The 25461-nt window shown below is 53.7% G+C and carries 18 protein-coding genes; 1 reads left to right on the plus strand and 17 read right to left on the minus strand.

The features are described from left to right. Window positions 1–52: 52 nt before the first annotated feature. The 9 genes from ACYVHB_RS00090 to ACYVHB_RS00130 form a co-directional block, all read right to left on the minus strand. Entirely contained in the window at window positions 53–808 is a 756-nt protein-coding gene (locus ACYVHB_RS00090; protein ID WP_461048433.1) for a zinc ribbon domain-containing protein, read from the minus strand. 122 nt (window positions 809–930) lie between these two features. Continuing rightward, on the minus strand, window positions 931–2031 hold the full coding sequence (locus ACYVHB_RS00095; protein WP_461048435.1) for a Nif3-like dinuclear metal center hexameric protein: 1101 nt from the start codon (window positions 2029–2031) through the stop codon (window positions 931–933). 408 nt (window positions 2032–2439) lie between these two features. Continuing rightward, complete coding sequence (locus ACYVHB_RS00100; protein WP_461048437.1) at window positions 2440–2763, minus strand: TfoX/Sxy family protein; 324 nt, start codon at window positions 2761–2763, stop codon at window positions 2440–2442. A 633-nt stretch (window positions 2764–3396) separates the two neighbouring features. Further along, entirely contained in the window at window positions 3397–3981 is a 585-nt protein-coding gene (locus tag ACYVHB_RS00105; RefSeq protein WP_461048439.1) for a DUF6624 domain-containing protein, read from the minus strand. Window positions 3982–4427: 446 nt separating this feature from the next. Further along, entirely contained in the window at window positions 4428–4910 is a 483-nt protein-coding gene (locus tag ACYVHB_RS00110; protein ID WP_461048441.1) for a GNAT family N-acetyltransferase, read from the minus strand. A gap of 436 nt (window positions 4911–5346) precedes the next feature. Then, window positions 5347–6075, minus strand: a complete 729-nt coding sequence (locus tag ACYVHB_RS00115; RefSeq protein ID WP_461048443.1) for a DUF6503 family protein — start codon at window positions 6073–6075, stop codon at window positions 5347–5349. A gap of 147 nt (window positions 6076–6222) precedes the next feature. Then, window positions 6223–9690, minus strand: coding sequence for a ThuA domain-containing protein (locus ACYVHB_RS00120; protein ID WP_461048445.1), 3468 nt, complete (start codon window positions 9688–9690; stop codon window positions 6223–6225). Window positions 9691–9852: 162 nt separating this feature from the next. Continuing rightward, window positions 9853–10644, minus strand: coding sequence for an META domain-containing protein (locus tag ACYVHB_RS00125; RefSeq protein WP_461048446.1), 792 nt, complete (start codon window positions 10642–10644; stop codon window positions 9853–9855). A gap of 115 nt (window positions 10645–10759) precedes the next feature. Beyond that, complete coding sequence (locus ACYVHB_RS00130) at window positions 10760–11782, minus strand: glycoside hydrolase family 113 (protein WP_461048448.1); 1023 nt, start codon at window positions 11780–11782, stop codon at window positions 10760–10762. 72 nt (window positions 11783–11854) lie between these two features. On the opposite strand from ACYVHB_RS00130, the gene ACYVHB_RS00135 reads away from it, so the two are divergent. Then, a complete protein-coding gene (locus tag ACYVHB_RS00135) occupies window positions 11855–12994 on the plus strand; it encodes an FG-GAP repeat domain-containing protein (protein ID WP_461048450.1) in 1140 nt (379 codons plus the stop codon). Window positions 12995–13099: 105 nt separating this feature from the next. Here ACYVHB_RS00135 and ACYVHB_RS00140 read toward each other — a convergent pair whose 3' ends face one another. From ACYVHB_RS00140 to ACYVHB_RS00175, 8 genes are all read right to left on the minus strand, one after another. Continuing rightward, complete coding sequence (locus tag ACYVHB_RS00140) at window positions 13100–14092, minus strand: nucleoside hydrolase (RefSeq protein WP_461048452.1); 993 nt, start codon at window positions 14090–14092, stop codon at window positions 13100–13102. 112 nt (window positions 14093–14204) lie between these two features. Next, window positions 14205–17240, minus strand: a complete 3036-nt coding sequence (locus ACYVHB_RS00145; RefSeq protein WP_461048454.1) for a TonB-dependent receptor — start codon at window positions 17238–17240, stop codon at window positions 14205–14207. Between the two features lie 99 nt (window positions 17241–17339). Further along, window positions 17340–18044 carry a TIGR04282 family arsenosugar biosynthesis glycosyltransferase gene (locus ACYVHB_RS00150; RefSeq protein WP_461048455.1) on the minus strand — a complete coding sequence of 235 codons (705 nt, stop codon included), beginning with the start codon at window positions 18042–18044 and terminating at the stop codon, window positions 17340–17342. A 79-nt stretch (window positions 18045–18123) separates the two neighbouring features. Further along, entirely contained in the window at window positions 18124–18912 is a 789-nt protein-coding gene (locus ACYVHB_RS00155; protein ID WP_461048457.1) for an OBAP family protein, read from the minus strand. Between the two features lie 220 nt (window positions 18913–19132). Continuing rightward, the gene (locus tag ACYVHB_RS00160) at window positions 19133–20623 is read right to left on the minus strand and encodes a Gfo/Idh/MocA family protein (protein WP_461048459.1); all 1491 of its coding nucleotides are present in this window, start codon (window positions 20621–20623) and stop codon (window positions 19133–19135) included. Between the two features lie 67 nt (window positions 20624–20690). Then, complete coding sequence (locus ACYVHB_RS00165) at window positions 20691–21446, minus strand: SAM-dependent methyltransferase (protein ID WP_461048460.1); 756 nt, start codon at window positions 21444–21446, stop codon at window positions 20691–20693. Between the two features lie 598 nt (window positions 21447–22044). Then, window positions 22045–23106, minus strand: coding sequence for an NAD-dependent epimerase/dehydratase family protein (locus ACYVHB_RS00170; protein WP_461048461.1), 1062 nt, complete (start codon window positions 23104–23106; stop codon window positions 22045–22047). 105 nt (window positions 23107–23211) lie between these two features. Continuing rightward, window positions 23212–25155 (minus strand): KUP/HAK/KT family potassium transporter, encoded by a 1944-nt coding sequence (locus ACYVHB_RS00175; protein ID WP_461050000.1) that lies wholly within the window; start codon window positions 25153–25155, stop codon window positions 23212–23214. Window positions 25156–25461: the final 306 nt, after the last annotated feature.

A 25461-nucleotide genomic window follows, 5' to 3' on the forward strand; every position in this document is an offset into this window, starting at 1 on the left:
TATGAAAAAAGGTCGCCAACCTGACGACCTTCTGTACCCAATGCTGATTATTTTATTTGCCTTTGCCGGTCGGTGCTGGCTCCGGGATGCCTTCTACGTCGGCGAAAATACGGCCACAGTGTTCGCAGACAATGATTTTCTTTTTGTCTTTGATGTCGGCCTGGCGTTGGGGCGGCACCACGTTGAAGCAGCCTCCGCAAGCTCCGCGCTTCACCATCACCACGGCCAGTCCGTTGAGCGCATTGCCCCGAATTTTGTTATACGAGTTCAGCAGTCGCGGCTCAATAGTCGTAGCCTGCTGGTCGCGCCCTTTAACGATTCCCTTTTCTTCTTCCTGACTCTCCGACGTAATCTGGTCCAGATCGGCCTTTTTAGCTTTCAGATCTTCTTTGCGCTCATTGAGGGCTGCCTGCGTCGTTTTAATTTCTTCATCCTTACCCCGAACCCGAAACTGCGCTTCACCAATGCGTTTATCGGCCAGTTCGATTTCGAGCGACTGCAACTCGATTTCCTTCGATATGGCGTCGAACTCGCGGTTATTGCGGACGTTCATCTGCTGATCTTTGTACTTGGTAATTAGCTTCTCGGCGTCTTTTTTGGCAACGCGATTGCGTTCAATTTCTTCGTCGAGGGTTTTTATTTCGGCCTGAAACTTACCAATTCGCGTTTCAAAACCAGCGATGTCGTCTTCGAGGTCGCGGACTTCTTCAGGCAGTCCCCCGCGAACTTTAACCAGTTCATCTAATTGAGAGTCAAGGGTTTGTAGTTTGTGAAGGGCATCTAATTTTTGCGCAATTGTCAGTTCCATTCGGGGGATTTTTTTAATGTATAATGGAGAATGAGTAGTGTATAATGAAAAATGGTTAATGAATAATGAGAATCGTCAGGGGTGCATTACACAGCAACCATTTTTCACTGTACACTATTCATTTAGTAGAAGTACCGGACCGGATTTGTGTTGGTTTCGGATAAAATCACCGCAAAAGTAGCGAATTTTTCGGCCAAATGCTGTTGAATCAAGTCCTTCGTGAACACCTCGCTCTCATAATGACCAATGTCGCAGATGCTGATGCGGTCGTCGGCGTCGAAAAATTCGTGGTATTTGTAGTCGGCCGTCACGAACACGTCAGCCCCGGACCGGATGGCGTTCGGCAGCAGAAAACTTCCCACGCCCCCACAAACGGCTACCCGGCTAATGGCCCGGTCGGGCAGATGGGTGTGCCGGATCAGGTTCAAATTCATCTTCTCTTTCAGGTATGTCAGCCACGTTTGCCCATCCATCGCTTCGGGCAGGTTGCCCACCGCGCCCGACCCAACGTCCTGATTGGCATTGGCTACCGGCGTCAGGTAACAGGCCACTTCTTCGTACGGATGCGCCTGCCGCAGGGCTGCGAGCAACTTATCCTGCTGATGCGTTGGTAAAATCACCTCGATCCGGTGTTCGGCCTCGTGGTGGTACTCACCGATTTCGCCCAGCACCGGGTTGGCATCAGCACCGGCCTGATACGCGCCTGTCCCCTCGACCCGGAAGCTACAGTTCGTGTACTTGCCAATCTGACCGGCCCCAGCCGCGTGGAGCGCGTCGAGCACCCGCTGCGTGTCGGCTACTGGCACAAAGGTAACTAACTTAGTCAGCACTCCGGTTTTTGGGGCCAGAATCTGCACGTTCTGTAACCCCAATTTCTCGGCAATTTTAAAGTTGACGCCCCCCACGACGTTGTCTAAATTGGTATGGGCCGCGTAGAGCGCCACGTCATTCTTGATGGCTTTGATAACCGCTCGCTCCACGTAGTTCCGACCATTGAGTTTTTTCAAACCCTTGAACACAATCGGGTGGTGCGCCACCACAACGTTACAGCCTTTGGCAATCGCTTCGTCGATAACCGCTTCGGTGGCGTCGAGCGTCACCAGAACACCCGTAATCTCCGTACCGAAGTCGCCCACAATCAAGCCCGCGTTGTCGTACGATTCCTGGTAGGCGAGGGGAGCTAATTGCTCTATGTAAGCGGTGAGGTGACAGATCTGAGGCATGGGGTCGAAGGTATTATTTCGAAAACTACGGAATATACAGGTAGTCACGCGACCTGTCAGCCAAAACCCGAAAATGCAGGCCAAAATTACCTCAATAAGCATTCGCACGGTCGGCATCAACCCAGTTTATAGATGCAACTCGGAGATTCACCCAACGCCCCCATGTGTGATGACGAGCGTAGCGAGACATTTACACATGGGGCGTGTTGCCTGTCGCCGGAGAGCCGCCCACGCGGAGCGATGATAACGCACGTTCCAACCTTTTGTACCGAGGGCGAAGCTAACCAAGGCACCGTCAATCTTTTGTACCAAGCCTGTCAAAGCCCGACTGTCGGGATGCTCTGCCTGTCGCCCGCAACCTGCCCCACTTGTCAACCCGACCAAACCGGGGCATTCGCTTCATTATTGTCATTTTTTCTTTTTCGGTTTAGGTGCTGGTAATTCATTCAATGATATTCTAACTAATTCACTTAACCATTCGCTGTTTTCAATTTTGTCTTCTATTAAAAAACTTGGCTTTGCTTCCTCGTATGGCGGTGCTTCAACAACATTTCCTATAAACTTTCGTCCTGAATTTGTTGGCTTAATAAAGAGTTTATTGTCACATATTAACCCAAATAGTTTTTCGTCTGAATAAATGCCGTATTCACCAAACATCTTTTTAGCAGTTATTTCTCCTGAATTTTTGATTTGTTCTAATACAAAATCTACAAAGTTTGCGTCGGATGCCATTGGTTAATCTTTTAGTTGAAAATGAGGATTGTAAATCAAGTCAATTACGTTTCCAAATGGGTCTTTAACAGTCGCTGTCATTAAATCTCCACCAACGCTATATGGTTTTTCATTTTCGGTCGCCCCTAATTCAATTAGTCGGTCAAAAGTCGCTTGAATATTTTCTACTCCCCAATAAGAAACTACACTTTCAACTTTATTAAATGTCGGGTTGTCTTGTGGTTGAAGTCCAAGTTCGTAATCTCTAATGTTGAAACCAACATAATAGGATTCGTTGTAATAAGGATTAGTTTAAAATGCGTTTGAATACCATTCAGTCGCTTTTTGAATGTCTGAAACTTTGTAAATTGTTGTTCTAAGCCCTAACATAATATTTCTTTTTATTTGTTAATTTCTCGTTTTGTTGATGGTTGTCGGTTTTTCACGCTTACCGCTAACGAACAGGGGATTTATGCAGGTTGGGAATTAGCATTCCGTCCGCTCGGTCCGCTACTGATTGAAATTATTTTGCTGAAGTTAAGAACAAAAGTTCGGCGATGTTTGTCCAGCCCGACCTGAAGCCCGGTTTTGCAATTTGCTGAAATTTTGTTTGTCAAGTCCAACTTACATAAAACCCCATGTTAGTGGCTGTTTTTACTTTGTCCAACCGACACTTTTTTTCCACGCTTCTATTTCTTGTTGTCGTTGCTCAAAGTCTATAGGTGGCGTTTGGCTTTCGTCTTTCACTCGTCTTTGCATAATTTTGGTTTGCTCTTCAATTGACTTTCTCCTTTTATTTACTTTGTCTAGGTAGTCAAAAAGATTTGGAATTAAATTTCCGTTCTCGTCCCAATCAAATTGAGTTCCGTAAAGTTGCGGTTTACCTTCAAGTACTGCTATTTGGTCAGTTAGATAAGCCAAATTTTTCTTGCCTGCTTTATTTTCACTAACCGCAATTCCTAATAGGTCCTCACACTTTTTCATAAATTCGGGCTGTCCGATTGAGTGCTGTATTATCAACCAAGCCGCTTCGTTTGCTTCTTTACCAACTTTGTCTATTGTCGGATAACCTATTGCGTCAATAATGTCGTTTAATATTTTAGCATTTCTATTGTGCAACTCTTTCATTTCTTCATTATACCCTTCGCTAAGTTGTCCATGTTGAATAAGTCTGTCTCTTAATGCTAAGTCGGCATTTTGCAGTTCAATTATTTTATCAGCAATGCTTTTATAGTCCATTTTTTGAAGTCATTAGGTCCTTTCGAAGGATTGCCCTAAAATAGCCACTACCGCGCCGATTGCCGCACTTTCAATACAAAATACGCATTTCGCATTTTGTATTGCTGTATTGCTTCAAGCCTAACTGTCGGGGCGTTCGCCCTGTCGCAAGGACACTGGCATACAAACCAAAACTTGCCCAACCAGGGCGTTCAAACTGTCGACCGAAACCTGCCGAACAAGCCAAAAGCCTAACCTCTGGGACGTGCTGCCTGTCACGCGGAACCCGCCCCGCAAGCCAATTTATGGACACGCACCCAACACCCCAGGGGGCTGATGGTGAGTAAGCAACTTCGATCAAGCAAACAAGCTGCACCTTTACACCCCCTGTCGTTGGGCTGAACGCCTGACTTTGGGACGTGCTGCCTATCGCACGAGACCCGGCAAACAGCAAACATGAAGAAAAATTACAAATTACGCTTCCAGTTAAACAGGGTTTCTGTCTCTCCAACTTTAGCGAAGCCATTTTTTTCAAGCACTTTAAAAGACGGTATGTTGTCCTTTTCTGTTGAAGCAATTACAGATTTTATTAAGGGTTGGTTTTTTGCCCATTCGCTAATTCCGCTAACAATTTCTGTCATAAAGCCTTGGCCCTGAAATTCGTCATAAGTACCATAACCAATTTCAATTTCTCCATCTGAATTTGGTTCACCTACTATACACAAATCTCCTACCATTTTATTTTCGGTTTTTGAAATGGCCGTCCAAAGTGTGTGGTATAAATAAGTGTTTGGATTTTTTGCTACATTAGGTAAAATAGTTTTTTCAAAGGCTTCTTTTAATTCGGGCGCAATAATTCTGGATGTGGGATTTAGAGTTAATTCGTCTTCTAAAGAATTGTCGCACTTAACATATTTCATTAACTGTTCATAAGATAACGGTTTAATCATTAATCGCGGTGTTTCTATCATTTTGATTGTTCGTTTAAACTCATTCTGTTTTGTCGATCCTGACCAACCGGGGCGTTTGCCCTGTCGAACGCGACCCGCCTTACTGTTTTAGAAGCCCAACCTGCGGGACGGTTGGCTTGTCAGCCGGAACCCGGAAATGGAAGCCGAAACTTCACCTCTGGGATGTTCTACCTGTCGCACGGAACCCGCCGAATGAGCACATTTTATTGGAATCACCCAACGCCTATATGTACGCCAAGTCGCGGAACTAAATTTTGGTCAATGTCAGCTACATTTAGTTGCGCGCTTACCTAACTACAGGCAATTATGTTTACTCAATAGTAAAGAAACAAATTAGCCGTAAGACTTCCAACCAGTTCGTCGTTTGATTCTGACCACTGACGGATACACAGGTTGAACACGTACACACCCCGCTTTACGGTAGCGCCGTTACCCGGATATTTTTTTGCTCAATGCGCGAGAGTTCGGAGAGTTGCTTGGCTTCGTACCGGCGGTCGTAAGTGCCAACGGAGGTTGTGTCTTTCTCATCGCCTTTGTAGTTGATGTAGTCCTGGAAGCGGAGGCCGCCCACCGTTTTTGGATTGATGGCTTTGCGGAAACGGGGTCCGCCTTCGCTGTAGGCTAAATAATCCATCGTGTGCGTTTGCTGGTTGAACCAGTAGAAGAACGTGTCGCCGTAGTCTTTGCCGCCCCCTTGGGCCCGGAATCGCACCCGGACTTTGTCATACGCCTGCCCGTCGATCCGGCTTTCGCCCGCGTAATCGGCCAGTACGGCGGGGTCGGACAGTTTCTGAGGCAGCAGTACAAAATATGCAATTGAGTTGACCGCCCGGCTGTAGCGCCCCGTTTGCGCCGTGTCGAGCGTCTGGCGCTGTCCGTTCTGAAACCGGGTGAGGCTATCGTTGGTCAGCACTTCCCGAATCTGCACCCCCGCCGAATCGCGATGCGTACGTTCGTAGCGAAACCGGCCGTTCTGGTGTTCCAGCGTCAGGTGAAACTGCCGGAAGTCAAACTCAACGCGTTTATTTTGATAGGCGTCGCTACCGTGCGCGTTGATGGCTTCGTCGATGATGGTCCGGACGTCGGTGGCGGGCTGGCAGGCGAAGGCTGATAACAGGATGAAGCAGAGAAGGATCTGGGGCACAGTCGGTGGCGTTAGGTGAGCCGTAAACCTACAAAAAAAGACCCGGTCATTGCTGATCGGGTCTTGGCGCATCTTAAGTACTTGTGTGTACGTGTTTGAACAACAAGGGTACTCATACACTAAGACACCAGGATACTTAAACACAATTTATTTTCCCTGGCCTCCACTACCTGTACTGACGCTCCCCGGCGACTGATTGATGAACTGCAGCTTGTCTACCCCAAATAACGCCTTTTGCCCGGCATTGGGATTAACAAATACCAGGTACAGGGTATGCAGGCCGGTTGGAGACTGACGGAATGGTACGCTTACCGGACCCGAGGCTCCCAGTTTCACGTCGGCTTCGCCCAGTAGCGTTCCCGTGGGTGAATCCAGCCGGGCTTCGAGCTTTCCCCCGGCCGTCTGTTCTTTATCGCTGAACGTCATCGCCGACATGGCCTGAATACCCGTCAGATCGAAGTCGTTGAACGCTAAGTAGCTGCCCGATTTTGTGCCAATGGCCGCTAACCCTACTTTAGGAATATCATACTGAAAAATATCCTGCTTCACGTCAGCCGAAACAGCCTTCACCATCGGCGACCGCAGCGCAACACTCGTTGACCCCGTCTGCGGACCCATAATCCCGTTGCCCCGGTCGGTGTAGGACGCCGAGAAGATGTACGATCCCTCTTTTTCCTTTGCCTTAGCCACGTAGGTACCTTTCACCGGCTGCTTGTCGATCTGCTTTTTATCGCTCAGCGACATAATGTAGCGCACCATTTCTTTGGCCTCGTCGTCTTTCAACTGCGGGTGGGCGCTCATGGCCTGTTCGCCCCAGACACCGCCCCCGCCTTTGATGACTTTAGCCGCTAATTGACCAACAATAGCCTCCCGACGCTCTTTGGCATACTTCTGCGATACCGCCACGTAGGCGGGTCCAATGGACTTCTCCGTGATGCTGTGGCAGGCTTTGCAGTCGCTCAATTCGATCAGGCGTTTGCCCGCCGAGAAACCCGTATTGGCCTGGTGACCCTGCGCCAGCATCGTTTTGTCGAAGCCTTCCAGATAGTTAACCGTTACCACGACATCCTCCGGGCTGATCTTGCCGCCCGCTAATGTACCGTCTTCCTTGTCGGTCACCTTCACTTCGTAGTCAACGGGTTTGTCGGCGAAGTAGAAGGTCTTGTTGCCTTTCAGGGCCACGTCAACTTTAGGGGCGTCGTTGCCAACTTTGATGTCCACCGCTTTAGTTGACACGTTGCCTTTAGTGTCGGTTATTTTCAGTGTGGGGCGGTAGAGACCCGGCTTGCTGAAGGTGACCGTCGGGTTAGCCTGGGTGCTTTTAGGGATGCCCGGCCCGAACGTCCATTCGTACTTGATGCCGTCACCTGCGTCGTAATCCATTGAGCCTTTGCTGTCGAATTTGACCGTCAGGGGAGCCGCGCCAACGGCCTTGTTCACGCTGGCTACGGCTACGGGCTTCCGGTTTCCGGCGTTATAGGTGATATGCGACAGCCGGGCATCGTCGTTTTGCGCGAACCAGTTTGCGCCGTATTCAAGCATGTAGAGCGAACCGTCCTTGGCGAACTGCATGTCCATGGGGTGATCAAGCTTGGTGTTGGGCATGAAACTTTCCATCTTCACAAAGTCGCCGTCCTTGGTCATCGTCACGGGGTTGATCCAGCCGCGCATCCATTCGTAGGCAAAGAATTTACCGTCGTAATGGCGGGGGAACTTCACCGACGTTTCCGGGTAATCATCGTAATAATACACCGGTCCGCCCATGGCATTACGACCACCTTTCCCGACAATCGCTCCGAAATCCGGCGAATCGGCGTAGGGGTAATAAATAAACGCTTTCTGGGCCGGGGGCAACTCGCGTAAGCCCTTCTGATGAACCGAGTAGTTAATCGGTTTGGCCGGATCATTGGCCGGACCCGATGTGCTGTCGGCAAAGTTGAACTGGCGATAAGGCTTGTTGTCGGCCACGAACAGCGGCCAGCCAAAATAACCGGCTTTCCGCGCCTGGTTTACTTCATCGTGACCACGCGGACCACGCTTCTCGTCGTTCTCGCCCGCGTCCGGTCCCACTTCGCCCCAATACAAGAAGCCCGTGCGCTGGTCAACGGCAATCCGGTAGGGATTGCGGTTTCCCATCACGTAGATTTCGGGGCGGGCGTTCGGCGTGCCTTTCGGGAACAGGTTGCCCTCAGGAATGGAGACCGTGCCATCGTCATTGGGTTTAATGCGCATGATTTTGCCGCGCAAATCCATCGTGTTGCTCGACGTCAGCAGCGCGTTGGCTCCTTCACTACCCGCGCGATCATCCGACGGACTGAAGCCTTTCGATTTGAACGGGTCGGTGTCGTCACCAGCCGACAGGTACAAATTGCCCTGACGGTCCCAGGCGATGGAGCCGCCCGTGTGGCAGCAACCGGTCCGCTTCACGGGCACGGTCAGCAGTTTCTGTTCCGTATTTAAGAGCAGCGTATCGCGAGTGTCGTCGTATTTGACGCGCACCAGCCGGTTGGCCGTATCCCCCGACACGGGTGAATAATAGAGGTATACCCACTTGTTTTCGTTGAACTTCGGGTCGACGTTCAAGCCCATCAGGCCATACTCGAACTTGAAATAAACCGGTACGTTGGCAACCACTTTTACGGTTTTCTTTTTGGGGTCCCAAAGCTTAACGGCTCCTTTGCGCTCGGCAAACAGCACTTTGCCATTGTCCAGCACGGCCAGTTCGGTTGGCTCATCGAGTTTGTCGGCCAGAACCTCCCGGTTGAAGCGGTTTTCTTCGGGATACGGCATCGTTTTGGCTTGGCCGAACTTTAAACTCGTGGCCATCACCGATTTAATACCGCCCAGCATGTGCTGCAAAAACAGGGCGTCGCTGTAGGATTCGTCCGTGTGGCCACCACCGGTGTAGAACGCCTTGCCACCCTCAAAATCGTGGTACCAGATAAACGGATGGTCATCGCCATTTTTGCCGCCCTCGTAGGTTTTCTCGTCCAGCTTACCCAGGACCTTCAAATCTTTAGCAATGCTTTTGTAGCTGTACCACTCGTCGAAACGCTTCCAGCGGTCGGGGAGCATTTTGGTAGACGGGTGATTTTTGTCAACAATTTGAATGTCAGCGTTTTGTTGCTTTGGGTGATGCAGGAAATACGCTCCTGCCAACTGATTGTACCACGGCCAGTCGTACTCGGTGTCGGCAGCCGCGTGGATACCCACGTAGCCGCCCCCCGCCTGAATGTAGCGCTCAAAAGCCGCCTGCTGCGCATCATTCAGCACGTCGCCGGTGGTGCTGAGCCAGATAACGGCCCCATATTGTTTGAGGTTGTCTTCGGTGAATTTATCGGCGCTTTCGGTGGTGTCGACGGCGAAGCCATTTTCCTGACCGAGTTTCATAATCGCCAGCTTCCCAACCGGAATGGAGCCGTGACGGTAGCCTTTGGTTCTCGAAAACACCAGTACCCGATTCAGCGCCATGGGTGTTGCCGCTGGGGCCACCGCTGATTTGGCCGTTCGTTTAGGCGTCGTTTGTGCCTGCGCGGGGGTATCCATACCGGGCATAGACACCGCCAGCACACCCGCCAGCAACAGAGCCTGGGAGGGAAGCCGTAATTTTTTCATAGAGATAGGGAGTTATGCAAATTGGTTCAGTAAGCCTTTTCAGAAGCAGTTGAGCGGTTCACTTATTCCGCTGTTTGTTTGGCTTTTATCAAGAATCAAAAGTACGAAAAACCTGTCGTTATTGCCCGGCATTCGCCTGAAATATAAAGACATCAATCCGTTTCAATCTACTTTTCTGAAGACCAGTACCGGCGTGTTGTTTCGCAGCAACGTTAACCTACCCTCTCCAACCCGGTAGGTGAGTGGCTCCCGTAATACCGCCAGAAAATCACTTTCCGTAGTGCCCGCGTCATCTAAGCAAGCCATTTTAGTCGTTATCAGCGGTCCAAATTGAATCCGGCGCGTATCGGCTTTGACACGGCCATTGAGCCGGTTGCAGCCCGTCGTTCCCGTTACGCGACCTTCGGTCAGCATGATCTCCAGCCGGGGAAGTTCGCGTTGTGCGCTCCCGGCCACAACGGGTTTGCCGTTCAATTCGGTCAGTACCCAGATGTCGTGCAACAGCGTCATCTGCCGCAGCGATACCCCACAGCCCACGTAACTCCTGCCCCGAACCGTCACTTCAGCGCGGTAATCGAACCGCTGTCCCGACATGGAATCGACGCAGCTATCGGCCCGGAAAATAGCGGTCAGCTTGCCCGATTCTACCTCGGCTGAATACCGGAAGCTTCCGTCCGGGTCGGTGATGCGTTCGGGAACCGGCGTGTTGATGGAGTCGCCATCGGGGGTTTTGAACCGCAGGGTGTACTTTGAGGGGTTGATCGTCAATGACCAGAACGGCTCATTGCCCATCGCCACCAGTTCATCGCCCGCTTTGAGGTAGGTGCTAAAGTCGGGTAGTTCGGCTGGTTGCTGACTGTTCACGGTGGTTGGCGTGAGGGTGGCTTTGATCTGGGTGGATGGACGTCTACAGGCGACTGTCGCCAGTAAAAGACCGATTATCAGAATACGCATGGCGCTTGTGGCTGAGGTAGTTTCGTTAGTATGACTCAGCAGGCCCGAAAAAGTTTAGTGCAGGTTGTGGGGCGGGAGACACCGGGATAAATTCTGGTCGAGTGACATCGTACAGCTACCACCCATTCGTCAGCACCTTTTCTGCTGGTTTTCCCTGCGGGCTGTATTGGTCACGCTCCCGGTGGCGGAGGTCGGTTTCCATAAACCACTTCCAAGCGAAGCCACCGGCAAACCACGGCTGCGGCCAAACGGCTTCGGTTAGCGCTGCGTAGGCGTTGGTTTGGGCCGTTTCATTGGGCACACAATCCGTTTCCGACTCCCACGGACGACGGGCGGTGTGATCGCAGCTTCGGTAGCCGAATTCGGTAAATAATATCGGTTTTTGATACTGGTTGCTCAGCCTCGCCAATGGTTTCAGGTGCTGTTTCCAACCCTGCACCAACATTGGCACCGATGGCTGGCGGGCGTCGGAGAGGGGGAAGTACGCATCCACGCCCACATAGTCCAACTGGCTCCAGAACGGTATTTTCTTGTAGCGGTCCCAGTTAGCCGCGTAGGTCAGTTTGCCTTTGTAAATCTGCTTCACCTGCCCAATCAGCGACGACCAGAAGGCGGGCCGGGCAATGGCGAAGCGGTCGAGTTCAGTAGTAATGCAGTACAGGTCGACGTTGAGCGAATCGGCGATTTTGGCGAAGTAGAGTACGTATTGAGCGTAGTCGCGCTCAAACGTTTGCCAGTCAGCTTCGGTCGTAAATTCGAGGTCGAGGTGCGAGCCGCCCTGCATCCAGACGTGCGGCTTGAGCATGATTTTTAAGCCCTGCATTCGCGCCATTCGCGCCGTTTCGGTCACACCGGCTGGCGTTTCACCCCACCACTGCCCGTATTTTTTGCCTTCTTCTTTGGGCCGGTTCTGGCTGAAGAAGAAATGCGGATCACCCTTTCGGCAGAAACCGTAGGGCACAATGGCTACCCACTCGCCCCCCATCGTCCGCACCGGGGCCAGGGCTGTGGAGTCGGGCTGGCGCGGGGGAGCCACGAGGTTGACGCCTTTTAACTTCGGGCCGGTGTACCGAAAGGGCGGAGCCGCCTGGCAACTGAGCAGCACGGCTACAATCAGGAAGAAACGGAACATCATCATGGACTGGGGGAAAGCATAAATTACGGTAAAAAAACGCGTTGCCTGCCTTGCTCTTTTTTCTCCCCTTTCGATATGGACCGCATCACCGGAATTTTATTGATCACACTCCTGATTGGGGCCGTCGCCCCCGAGCCGACGCTTCGTTTCCGACGTTATTTCGTGGCCGCCGAAAGCTACGAATCCGTGGCGGTGTTCGACGTTGACAAGAACGATACACTCGACATTATCTCCGGCGATTTCTGGTACGAAGGGCCACGTTTCCGGCGTCGGCACCTGATTGGCAGCCAAACCCGGCAGGATCAGTACTACGACGACTTTTCGACCATTCCGATGGATGTCAACGGCGACGGCCGCATGGACTTTGTGACGGGCGGCTGGTTTGGCGGAAAGCTCCGGTGGCTCGAAAATCCCGGTAAGAACGAACAATGGCCTGCCCACCACATTGCTAACGTTGGTAACGTCGAAACGGCGCGGGCGTGGGACATCGACGGCGACGGTACGCCCGAAATTGTCCCCAACAATCCCAAACATCCGCTTAAATACCTCAAACGCACCGCGCCCAACCAGTTTCAAACCGTAGTGGTGGCGCCCACGCAGGACCACGGCCTTGGCTTCGGCGACATCAACGGCGATGGCCGGGGCGACTTCATCATCAGCAACGGCTGGCTCGAAGCCCCGTCAGGCCGCCCGGTTCGGGACACCAGCAACGGCCCGTGGACACTGCATCAGGAGTTTAGTCTCGGCACGGCCAGTGTACCCATCATCGTAACCGACGTGAATGGTGACCGGCTCAATGATCTAATTGTGGGGCAGGGGCACGGCTACGGCCTGCACTGGTACCAGCAAACCCGCGACGGCAGCGGTAAACGTGGCTGGACCAAACACCTCATCGACGACAAAAATTCGCAGTATCACTGCTTGGAATGGCTCGACATCACCGGCGACGGTCGCCCCGAACTCCTCACCGGCAAACGCTACCGCGCTCACAACGACAATGACCCCGGTTCCGACGATCCCGTTGGCCTGTATTATTTCACGTGGGACAACGCCCGGAAGCAGTTCGCCAAGCACGACATTGCTTACGGTCCGGCGGGTGTTGGCAAAGGAACGGGCATCTATTTCGCCGTCGCCGATTTGCGCAAAACCGGCCGTAAGGATATTGTCGTCGCTGGCAAAGACGGGCTGGCCGTGTTTTTCAATGAGGGAAACTGAGTTTATACAGGTTTGTGGTTTGTGGTTCGTGGTTTATGGTTTGTAGTTGGCTGACGCGATAGCCCTCCGGCGTCAGCCAACTACAAACCATGAACCTGTATAAACTCAGTTTCCCCCCTTCAGCGATTCAATCACGATTTCTTCAAAGCCGGGCAGGGTTTTATACGCGTAGACCGCCCGCCATTTGGTGTCTTTGTAGTCTTGAGAAACCTCCAGAAACGGTTTGCTGCGCACCGAGGCCGATGCGCCGATGGTAGCATCGTTGGGTTTTATGTTGATGCGCACCGGAATGTCGCGATGGTACTTAAAATACTGTGGATGAGTCAGGTAACCGAGGGGTGTGGTGTCATACGGAATAAATCCCTCCACCCCGAACAGCGTCTGGGCGCGGACCTGCCACGGGCGTAGCTGGGCATACAGCCATCTATCGCCTTCGTTGGGTGAGCGTTCCAGAAAGTCGATGTCGGTTTTGCCCAGCAGGATGTAGGCGCTGCACTCGAACCCCGACAGCACCACCCGAATACCCGCGTCGAACAGCACCCGAAACGCCAGCGTGTCGCGCTCAAAATTATAGTCGCCGACGGTCACCTTTTCCAGACCCGGCCGGAATGGAAAACCCGGTGTCCGGCCCGCACACACGATCACTTCCTCGATTTGAGAAACCAGTTCCGGGTGGTTTTTTACGACCGTTGCCACATTTGTTACCGGTCCCAGCGCCAGGATGGGCATCTTCTCTTTGCGAAGCGCGTCAGCAATGGCCCGAGACGCATCCGTTTCAACGCCCGTATTCGCGCCACTCTGCGAGCCTTTATACACCGGAATGGGTTTGCGGGCTTTGCCCGACGCGTCCCGGTTATACCAGCCCAGAATCTTCTGTGTTACGTCGTAACCATAGTCCACGTAGGTGACGGTGCTGATGCCAGCCAGTTCGATTTTGTCAGCCTGCCGCAGGGCCATAATTAGCGTTACGCCATCGTCTACCTCGCGGGGTGCCCGTTCGGGCAAACCAATCATAATGTCCGTGTCGAACCACACCCGCCGGGGTTTTGGCTGGGCGAGCAGAAGGGTGGGAAGGAGAAGCAGAAGTAGGAGTTTCATAATTTTTAAGGATTCACCCAACCCCTCCCTTGAAGAAAGGGAAAGGGCTTTGAGGTTCAGCAACTTTAGCCCCTCTCCTGACGGGGGGGGTGGGGTGGGGTCGGCAAGCAATTTACAATACATACCGCGCACCAAACTGAAACTGCCGGGGCGGGGCGGCTGACCGCGTGGTGATGCCCGACCCGCGCGGACCAATCTGGAACTGGTTCGAGGAGCCGCGTACGACGTTGAAGCCTGATATGTTCTGCGTGTTCAGTACGTTATACACGTCGGCCGAAATTTCGAGCCGTGGCCGACCCAGTAGCCGAACGGTATATTTTACCGACAGATCGACGGTTTTGGCCCACGGCAGACGGTCATTGTTGCGCGTTTCGCCGGGCTGAATGTCCGACGGTAGGCTATAACTTTCGCTGTCGCCGTTGAGGTCGACCACGCCCCCGAACTTCGTGGCGTCGGCCACGCGCGTAATGGGCAGCCCGCTCTGGAGCAGTACCGTAGGCGTAATGACTAAGTTGCGCAACGGATAATAGTAGAAGATGCCCGAGAACACGTGTCGCCGGTCGTTATCGTCAAAAACGTACTCGGCCGCGTAGTTGTTAGAATCCTGTGCCCGCGTGTTGATGCCCGTCGTGTTACTCCTGATTACCGAGAGATTATAGCCCAGCCGGTACGCGTACTGGCTGCTGCCTCTGAGTTTTTGAAACACGAAGTTAGCGGCCCAGTAGCGGGCGTAACCGTCAGTGCGGGTCTCGAAAATATTGCGCGAAATACCCCGGAGTGTATCGCTGCCGTTTACTACCGCGTAGGCCCCGCGCCGGTCCGTGCGAATTGGAAGGGGGCGCGTCAGGTCGGCCTGCGCTACGGTGCGTACTTTGGCATCGGTGGCGCTGGTGAGCGGGTACGGCGCGGGCGCGTTCAGGTTGTAGATATAGAACAGGTCATTGGTAGCCACATGGACCAGATCCAGCGAAAACAGCGTATTGGCCGTTGGCTTGCGCTGAAAACCAAGCGAAAACTGGTGCGAGTACGGACTCTGAAAGCCATCGGGGTTCATAATTCGGAAGTTATTGCTGAACTGCTGGTCGCGCCGGGCCTGAAGCTGGTCGGAGGTTGGGCCGTTCAGGTACGTCACGGGGGTGGTAGCGCGGGCGTTCAGGTTGCCGGGAAAGGTAACCTTGTCCAGATCCGTTGAGCCGGGCAGGATGCCGAGCCGCTTCAATTCACTTAATTGCTTTTTGAAGTCGGCGCTGCTGCTGCTGAACTGTAGGTTATCGCTGTAGACCGAGTACTTGATTTTGTCGTAGAACATGCCGTAGCCTCCCCGAATGACGGTCCGGTCGTTCAACTGATAATTAAAAGCAACACGGGGTGCAATATTGTTGAAATCACCTTTCGTCCCGCCCCCTTTGGTTAAATTGTCGTAGTCGTAGCGCAGACCAAACGTCAGGTTCAGGTCCGGCCGGATGCTCCACAGGTCTTCGGCGTAAATACTGTACACGTTCTGCCGCGTCCCAAACGTAGTAGGCCGCAGTTCGACGTCGTAGGTCCGCACCTGCACGTCGCGCGGAATGTCGGTCACGTCTAGCGCCGAGCCGATGTTGCGGGCTTTGAGCGCGTCGAGTTGTGCCTGCGTTAGTTGCACGTCGTAAGTGCCGTAGGGATTGGCGCCACCCAACAGCGCATAATCCGAGGTGATAAACTCCGCTCCGGCTTTGAGCGTGTGATTTCCGCGCCGGAGGGTGAACTTCTGCTGAATTTGGTCGGTGTTCTCGATATCGTCAAAAATGGCACCGCTTTGGCCAATGGTGGCAATGGGGACGCCGTTCGGCCCGCGTACCGTGGCCGACGGATTGGTGGGATTCACCGGCTCGCGGTAGTTCCAGCGGAAGCGCGAATGCTGGTAGTTGGTTTCGCCCGTGATGTCCGGTCCGCCGTTGCGGCTGCCAATCACATACGCGTTTTTGAGCGCGATCAGGTACGTCCGGTTTTTCTGGGCTGATGCTGCCGACGGGAACAGGATACCGCCCTCTAAGCCACCGCCCTGCCGGTCGATGTCGAATGAGCCAATGTTGGCCCGCAGGGTCGTTTTGAACCGGCCATTCCAGACGTGGTCGAGCTTGCCCGATACGTACGAAAACCGGTTGAACCCCGTCACGATCTCGTTAACGCCCAGCGCGGGCACCACCAAGCGGTTGTCCTTCCGGTCGAACGTCTGCTCGACATTAACGTAGAAAAACGTCTTGTCGGCCTTCAGGGCACCGCCCAGGCCGAAGCCAAGCTGATGCCGCTGGAAACCGTCTTTCACCGAGTTGCCCGACAAATCGGAGGTGGCAAAGCGCGACGGGCTGTCGATGACCGAGCCGGGGCGGGTCAGGTAAAAGGCTTCGCCCGTCAGTTGGTTCGATCCGGAGCGGGTCGTCACGTTGATGACGCCGTTGCTGGTATTGCCAAACTCAACCGAGTAGTTGTTGGTATAAACCGTGATGCCTTCGGCGAAACCCACCGGCGTGTTAAATTTCATATTACCCAGAAACCGCTCATTGTTGTCCATCCCATCGATCAGGTAGTTGGTGTAAACGCCGTTAAGCCCGTTAATAGCAACATTAGGTGCTTCGGCGTAGCCCTGCGTGGCCAGCGTCAGGTTAGGAAGGCGGTAGAGCGCCCGCGTAATGTCGCGGCCTTCGAGCGGCAGACTCTGTAACTCACGCTTCGAGACCAACGCTGACACTTCGGCGTTTTGGGTGTTGAGCCGGGCCAGCCGCCGGTCGTTAATCACCACTTCGTCGAGGGTACTTTCGCGCCGGAGCGGCAGTTGCAGCGTTACCGTCGTCAGCCCGGTTACCCGGATCCCCACGTCCGACACTTCGTCTTCAATGTATCTCGCGTTAGCGCGGGTAAACACCCGATACCGGCCTCCCGGCGACAGGTTGCTGAACCGGGCTTTCCCCTGCTCGTTGGTTTGGGTCGAATCGAGGGTTTTTGTCGCGCTGTTTTGCAGATAAACCAACGTATTGATTACGGGTCGGCGCAGTAGCAGGTCCGTCACGCTTACGTCAAGCTGCGCCGACGTACTGCTTAACTGGGCGAATGTGGTTGTTGTCAGAAAGCAACTGGCAGCTACCACTAATTGGGTAAACGATAGTTTCATGATTACTGAATAATGGAATTGAAAAATTGGTACGCGCAAAACCGTCGGCTATCGTGGCCGGGTTCAGAATGCGGGTACGCCGAAAAATGCAGGAGGAGATTACGCAGTGATGGCGGTTGCGCAGGGAGCGGGTGGTGCCCGCAGGGAGCCGGTGCCACCAGCGTACAGGGTGACGGGCCGGGCGTATGGAGTGCTGAAGATACCGGTCTGCTCAGCGGCTCCGAGTCTCAGGAGCTGGGCAATAAACGACGCAACGGTGGGTGAGGTGGGCCGGTAGTGGCGCAGGTCATCGTGGTAGTTGATGTCACTTAGGTGGGGCAGCGTCGCCACGGGCCACGCGGCACACACCTGACAAACGGCCCGTGCCAGCCGGTCGGTCTGCCAGGGTAAGGACGCTATCGAAGCCCGCTCGAATACCGCCCGCGTCAACCCAAACAAGTACAGACCCCCGCGCCGGTCGGGACCGAGCACCACCGGAGTCGACTGTAGCTGGTTGGCCGCCTGCGTCAGGTGGGTTGTGGTGAGGGCGGGGCAGTCGTTGCCAATAACCAGTACCCGCCCGAAGCCAAGGGCGAACGCAGCCCGCAGTGCGTCGGTAAGTTGCCCCCCAAACGTGCCGCTATGGTCGATCAGGTCCGCCGAAAGCAGCACGGATAAATTGGTGTCCTCCGCCGTATGCCTGACGCGCCGGTTCAGCTCACTTAGCACACGCCGGTTGCGGCCGGGCTGGCTGCCAAGGCGTTTGCGGCCTGCATCGTGCGCAACGGGCTGGGCAAAAATCAGAATGGCGGTCGTATTGGACAAAGCTTACAGTCACTGTTAAACGTTCTACAAACATACGCAACCGGGTGCCGGTACGATTATTCGGCGTACTTAATAATTTTTATTGCACAGGTTTGGTCGGCTTCTGACCGGCGAAACTGCTTTGCTTAACGGGCCGGTGTTTGTGGCCGGTCAACGCCGGTAGCTGAACGATTTCGCCGGTTTGCCACGCGTCGGCACCGGGTTGCACGGGCGGGGCGGGGATGTCGGCGCGATTCTGTCGTTTTTCGGCCGATGATACCTTAAACCGCTTATCCCGGTCGGCCAGCAGATTAGGTTTCAGTTGGCCGTCTTTGGTGAAGGCCATCATCAGGGCGGGGTTACCCATCGGCAGCGTCAGGTCCTGATCGGTGTGCCAGGTGTGCCACGTCTTGCCGTAGGTTGAGACGACGGTTTCCATCAGCTCGTGCTCGGCGGCAATGGGCAGCCCCGGCGCAATCAGCGACCCGCTTTTGACTTCGTGGCGGTGACTGTGCCACAGCTTTTTTTCATCGGCTGGCAAGGTCTTGAACAGCTTCTCGGAGACGATGTACTCAACGCCCATTAGTTTAGCATCCTTGCCGTTCCCATCGTAAATCACGCACTGGGTCAGGTCTTCGTTCAGCTTGGTGCAGTAGTGGTGCGCTTCCATCTGCCCGTCGATCTGACCGTTGTAGAAGTGAAATCCGTTGAGGTAGATTTCGATACGGTCGATGGGCGTTTTGTCCTGTAGCGCCGTCGCTCCGGCTTCGAGCACTTCAGTCTTCGTCGTCTTCTCGCTCCCCGGCGACTTAACATTGGAGGACGTGTTCTCACCCCCGCAGCCCAGCAACATCCCGGCCAGCACTGCCCAATTTAGCATTCGTTTCATCCTGTTTACTCGTTGTGTTCACCGACAAAACGGCTGTCCATCGGCGTTGTTCAGGAAGATGAGGAAAGGGCTGTAAACCACAAAAACCGCCCGGAAGGAGCGGTTTTGTGTATCCTGGTGGTGCGGCATACCGACGGCCACGTCCAGGCGAAGAAAGATTTGTTTACGCCCGGACGTGGCCGTCGGTATGCCGCACCACCAGGATACATCACCGTAAAGTCTACGCCGTTAGTGACCAGCCCTCGCGGTAGTCGCGCTTAACGAACTGGTTCGCATCGTCGAAGTTGGTAATTTTCATGCCTTTACCATCCCACATCAGCTTCTTACGTCCGGTGAACGTAAAGCCCTTCCCATCAGCTCTGGCCGTGCGGACCATGTAGCTGCGGATGGCGACGTTGCCCATCAGCACCGACTCGGTCAGCGGTCCGGCGAAGTCGAACGACGAGGTAAGGGCTTTATGCTCCTTGCTGTTGAAACCCGCTTTGCAGGCTTCCGTCCAGAGTATCTGGTGTCCGTTCTCGGGCATGGCTTTCACAGCTTCGGATTTAGGGTCGCCTTCGATCTTTTCGCCACTTTTGGTATACACCTTCGGGTCGTTGCCGTACATGCCGCAAACCATCAGGCCTTTGTCACCAATCAGCAGCACCCCGTTTTCGCCGTTTTCCGGCATTGGTTCATTTTCGGGCAGGAACTCCGGCCGGGTCGGACGGATGCCGCCGTCGGACCAGTTCATGGTCACGGCCTGCTTGTTTTTGGCCGAGGCCGGAAACTTTAACTCCACCCGCGACGAGGGCGGGCATCCTTCGGGAATGTATTCGGGCGTCCAGTCTTTCAGAAATACCGAACCAACGCTCGTCTCCACTTCGGTTGGATACCCAAGACCCAGCACGCGGAACGGCACATCCATAATGTGGCAGCCAATATCGCCGAGTGCCCCCGCCCCGAAGTTCCACCAGCCGCGCCATTTGAAGGGATGGTACGCGGGCGAGTAACCAACTTTTTGAGCGGGTCCAATCCAGGTGTCCCAATCCAGATCGGACGGTACGTCGGCAGCGGCCTGCGGCACGGGAATGCCCTGCGGCCAGACGGGGCGGTTGGTCCATAGTTCAACGGTATGCACCTTGCCAATCAGCCCTTTGTCATACCATTCCACCATCTGCTTTTGCTGCGGGTTCGATGATCCCTGGTTGCCCATCTGCGTCACGACTTTATACTTGCGGGCGGCTTCGGTCAGCATCCGCGCTTCGTAGATGTTATGGGTCAGCGGCTTCTGCACGTACACGTGCTTGCCCCGCTGCATGGCCGCCATGGCGATCACGGCGTGGGTATGGTCGGCGGTGGAGACGGTTACGGCGTCGATGTTTTTGCCTTCCTTGTCGAGCATCTCGCGGAAGTCCTTGTAACGTTTGGCGTTCGGATGCTGCTCAAAGTTTTTCTTGACCTGATCGCGGCTCCAGTCTACGTCGCAGAGGGCCACCATGTTGTTGGCTCCTTTGTTGAACGCGTTGTTGGTATCTGAGAAGCCTTTACCAGCCACGCCCACACCCGCAAGATTAAGCTTGTCGCTTGGAGCAATGAAACCACGCCCGCCGAGCACGTGGCGCGGCACAATGAAAAAGCTGGTTGCGGCCAGCGCACCGGTCTGAATAAATTGACGCCGGGTGGTGCCCGAGTTGGTTTGCCCAGGTGTTGAGTTATCTGATTGATTCATGGGAAAACGTATTAGGAGTTGTACGAACTGATAAGGGACTATGCGGCTAAATTTACCCCATCAGCCATTATGATTTTTCCGCTACCAGATATATCTGTTGATCGCCCAGTTCGTACGCCAGCTTTTCCGTCGAATTGTAGACGGCAATCGTTCGCAATCCGTGCTGCTTCAGCAATCGCTTTATTTCAGCCAGCGTGTACACATAGTGTTTGAAGTAGTGCGTTTCTGACCGGTCCGCTTTCGTGTAGGTAAGTTCAGTAGCCATGTAACTCTCACCAACTACGTAAGAATTGCTGATGTCCATGATCAAATCGCCAAGCACGTACTGGTTCGTTTTAGGGAAATTAGGCAGAATACTCTCGGCTATCAGACCAGAATTGATCACAAAGCGGGCACCAGGTTTTAAGGCGGCTGCTACTTTCCCGACAAATACGTTCATCCCATCGTAACTGACGTATCCAAAGCTATTGCCCATGCAATAAGCTCCGTCGAAAGAATGCCCGATTGCCGTTGTTAACAGATCGCCCTGCATGACTTGAATGGGTAACCGTTCGGCGTCTATTCGTTCCTGTAACGCCCGAAGGAATTCGGCGGAAATATCAATACCGGTCAGTTTAAAGCCTCGTTTGGCCAGTTCAATGGCATGCCTGCCATTTCCACAGGGAATGTCTAAAACGGTGTCGTCAGGTTTGATAGCCAGCGCGGTAACCAGGAAATCGACTTCGTTTTCTGTCCATTCTGCCGAAACGGCTTTGGTCCACATTTCGCAGTTCAGGCCCGAAAAAAAATCTTTATACCATTCGTTTTTAATTGTCGTGTTCATTGTCTGTAGATTTTTGGAAGTAATGGTCAACAACTGTGCTGTGAGATTATCGACTAACCTCGCAGGAGCGCGCAAGACGGTTGCAACCCCTGCCGAAAGTTCGCGGTAAACCCGACTGATCATACATCAGCCTTAATTCTTCAGGAAATAGATAAGTGTACAGGAATTCAGTCCGTATCAGCAGATACGTCGCGGAGAGGATGCACAGGAGCATCGGCTACCCATGGGGTAGTTTGCGAAACGAAAGAAAATGAAACCGCATCAGCGGTTTGGCCGCTTGGGGCCTAAACGAGGGAGATCACAGGCAACGCTGTTTTAATCGGCGAATGTACATAAGGTACTTACGGAGAGCAAGTTGTTTTGAGCGAACGGTTGGTATGTTCGTTGGTGGTTTTAACCAGATTTGTCAGCATCTGCCCAAACGATTGAGAACATTTTCACCCACCGGAACATTCATTTCTTCCCTGATAATTGAAAAAGAAAGTTGTATGTCGGCTACATAAGTTCGCATCTACCAACTGCAACCGGATGAGATTTAAGGTTGTAAGCTTAAAACCAAACCGCCGACTGCATTTCTGCAATCGGCGGTTTGGTTTTCTTACTTCAAAATTGGCTCCAGCACATCTTTATTCTCATTTAGCCAGGCGTGTATGTCAGTGACGATCTCGCGGACGCCGAGTTCGGGTTTCCAGCCGGTGCGGGCCGTCACGTTGGTGTTGTCGGTGATGTAAAGCCGGATGTCGGCGGCCCGGTTCTCGGCGACGGACGTGATGGGGATGGTTTTGCCCGTAACCTCTTGGCAGATGGCCGTTAACTCCTGCAAGGACGCACTGCTTTCGTTGCCCCCGCCCGCATTCAGAATTTCGCCGTTCACCGCGTCGAGGTTGTGCAACTGCCAGTCGATGAGCCGGTACAGGTCGGCGATGTGGAGCATGTCGCGGGTTTGTTTGCCGGTGCCGCCGTAGCCGATGTACGCTAATTTCTGCTCGAAATAGTGCTTGGCAATCCACAACACCATCACGCCCTGATCGACTTTGCCCATCTGCCACGGACCCGTGATAACCCCGCAGCGGTTGATGACCGTTTTCAGCCCGTAGAACTCGTTGTATTCCTGAATCAGCAGTTCCGACGCCAGTTTGGTCGTGCCGTAGAGCGACCGCGCCCCGGTCAGCGGAAAATCTTCGGCGATGCCCCGCGACGAAACACCCGGCACCGGCTGCTCATCCGTCAGCACGAAGCGCGTGTCGGCCTCGGCAAAATTGAGCGTTTCAATCGTTTTGATTGGGTAAACGCGGCTCGTGGACAGGAAAATGAAGTTGGCCCGGTGCTTCAACGCGTAGTTCAGGCAGTTGACCGTGCCGAAAAGGTTGGTGTTGATGAGGTAGTCGGGTGTTCCGTCCAGACCGGCTAATACACTCGGTTCGGCGGAGGCTTCAATGACCGTGTCGACGGCGGGCAGGGCGTCGAAGTCTTCCTTACTGCGGATGTCGCCGTGCAGAAACTCGATACCGGCCGCTTTCAACCGGGCCAGGCTCAGTTCCGAACCGCGCCGTTTTAAGTTGTCGAGGGCAAGAATCTCGTAGGATGGGTAATTTTTCTTGAGCGAAATGGCCAGCGATGAGCCAACGAATCCGGCCCCGCCGGTGATGAGAAGTTTCATAATTTCGGTTTTCACGTAGAGACCGCACCGGCGGACCGGCAATACGTTGCGTCTCCTGTGCGTCAGTAATAAAACCATCCGGTCAGGAGACCCAAATATGCGTCTCTACGTGGCTATTCTCTTTAATTTGACATTCTCCACTGGGCGGATGACCAGCGGTACTTTTTCGATTTTGACCGAGCTGCTGTCCAAGCCGAACCAACGGTCTTCGGGTGTGGTGAACCCTTTAACCGTGAAGTAGATGTTCATGATGAGCCGCTCACGGGCGGGTAGCTCATTCTCGAACGACAGGAATTTCTCCAGCACCACAAACCGGAAATCGCCGATTACGTTCTGGCGGCTGAGTGATTCGTAACGGCTCGTGATGTCCACCTCTTTGTTTTTCACCATGTCCTCAATCACCTTGCGGAAGAACAGGTTGATGCGTTGCTCAACCCGGAAGCCAAGTTTAAAGGTCACTTTATAGGCATCGTCCGGCGCAATCGTGTTCACTTTGTACTCCATCGTGTAGGGGTCATCGGTGGTGTCGACGTGGACAAACCAGTAGATGTCGGCGCGTTTGGGGCGTTTCTGGAAGATCGAATAAATGATTTTTGATTCGATTTCCGACTGCCGACCCGCGTTGCTCATGAACACTAAGTGCGTGGCGTATTTGGGAATGCTGATGTCGCGGCTGAGTTCCTTAATCGACTGCGTGTACTGGTCGATACGGACGTACTCGGTCAGGCGAAGTTTGATCTTGAACGCCTGTAGCCAGATGTACATTACGCTGGCAATGGAGGCCCCAATGAATACCGATACCCAGCCGCCGTGGGGAAACTTAATCAGGTTAGCGACCAAAAAAGACCCTTCGATGCCCAGGTAAACGACTAAGAAAAGCACCACGCCCCATGAGTTGTATTTGTGGGTGTAGAGGTAATACGAGAACAGGAGCGTGGTCATCAGCATAGTCAGCGTGATGGCTAAGCCGTAAGCCGCTTCCATGTTGCTCGACTCGCGGAAGTACAACACCACGCCCACGCAGCCCGCCCACAACAGCAGGTTCACGCTCGGCACGTAGAGCTGACCCTTCTGAACGCTCGGATACCGGAGCCGGACTTTGGGCCAGAAGTTGAGTCGGATAGCTTCGCTGATGAGCGTAAATGAGCCGCTGATGAGCGCCTGACTGGCAATGACCGTCGCGGCCGTAGCAATAACGATGCCGATGGTCAGAAACCACTCCGGCATAACCTGGTAGAACGGAATACGATCTGACAGTTTTTGCCCTTCGATACTCAGCAGCCACGCTCCCTGCCCAAAATAATTGAGCAGCAGCGCCGTTTTGACGAACACCCAGCTCACCCGAATGTTAGTGCGCCCGCAGTGGCCCATGTCTGAGTAGAGCGCTTCGGCCCCGGTGGTGCAGAGAAACACCGACCCCAGCAGCCAGAATCCTTCCGGGTACTGTGTCAGTAGCCACCAGGCGTAATAAGGGTTAATGGCCAGCAGGATTCCCGGAGCCTGCGCAAGCTGCGCAATGCCCAGTGCGGCCAGCATCGTGAACCACACGAGCATGATTGGGCCAAACGTGGTGCCAACGACACTCGTACCGAAGGCCTGAATCAGGAACAGCACCGTCAGAATGGCAATGACAATGGGAATCGTTTCAATGTTGGGGTAAATCTGCCGTAGTCCCTCAATGGCCGACGACACCGAGATGGGGGGCGTGATAATGCCGTCGGCCAGCAGGGCCGAACCGCCGATGATGGCGGGCAGGGTGAGCCAGCGGGCGTGCCGCCGAACGAGCGCGTACAGCGCAAAAATGCCGCCTTCGCCCCGGTTGTCGGCCCGCAGGATCAGAATTACGTACTTAACGGTGGTTTGCAGCGTGAGGGTCCAGAAAATGCAGGAGAGCGCTCCGCGCACAACGTCGGCCCGGACTATGTTCTCGGCCCCAATAATAGCCCGAAGCGTGTACAGTGGCGACGTACCGATGTCACCGTAGATAATGCCCATCGCCACTAATAAACCGGCGGCCGTTACGGCATCTGAATGCTTCTTGTCTTCCATAAAACAGGCTTTCGCCTTATCGTTCCGGGACGGAGTAAAACGGCGCAAAGATAGCCGTTGTTTATATTGATTGACGTGACGCCGGGTGAAAGTTGCTGGTTTGTTGCGCTGACAGAAAACTTGCCCTGTACGAACGATAAACACGCTTTTTGCCGTCGAAAAGACTTGTTGGGAGCGAGAAAAGTAATTTGACCAGCGTTCCTGGTAACGCTGTGCTCAGTCTACGGCGATGCCCTTCAACAAAACAACTGGGGTGCGTTGGTGTCAGGTTGGGTTGCTTTCTATGGGCGGCAAATGAATCGACGG

This window comes from Spirosoma arcticum, assembly GCF_054779955.1.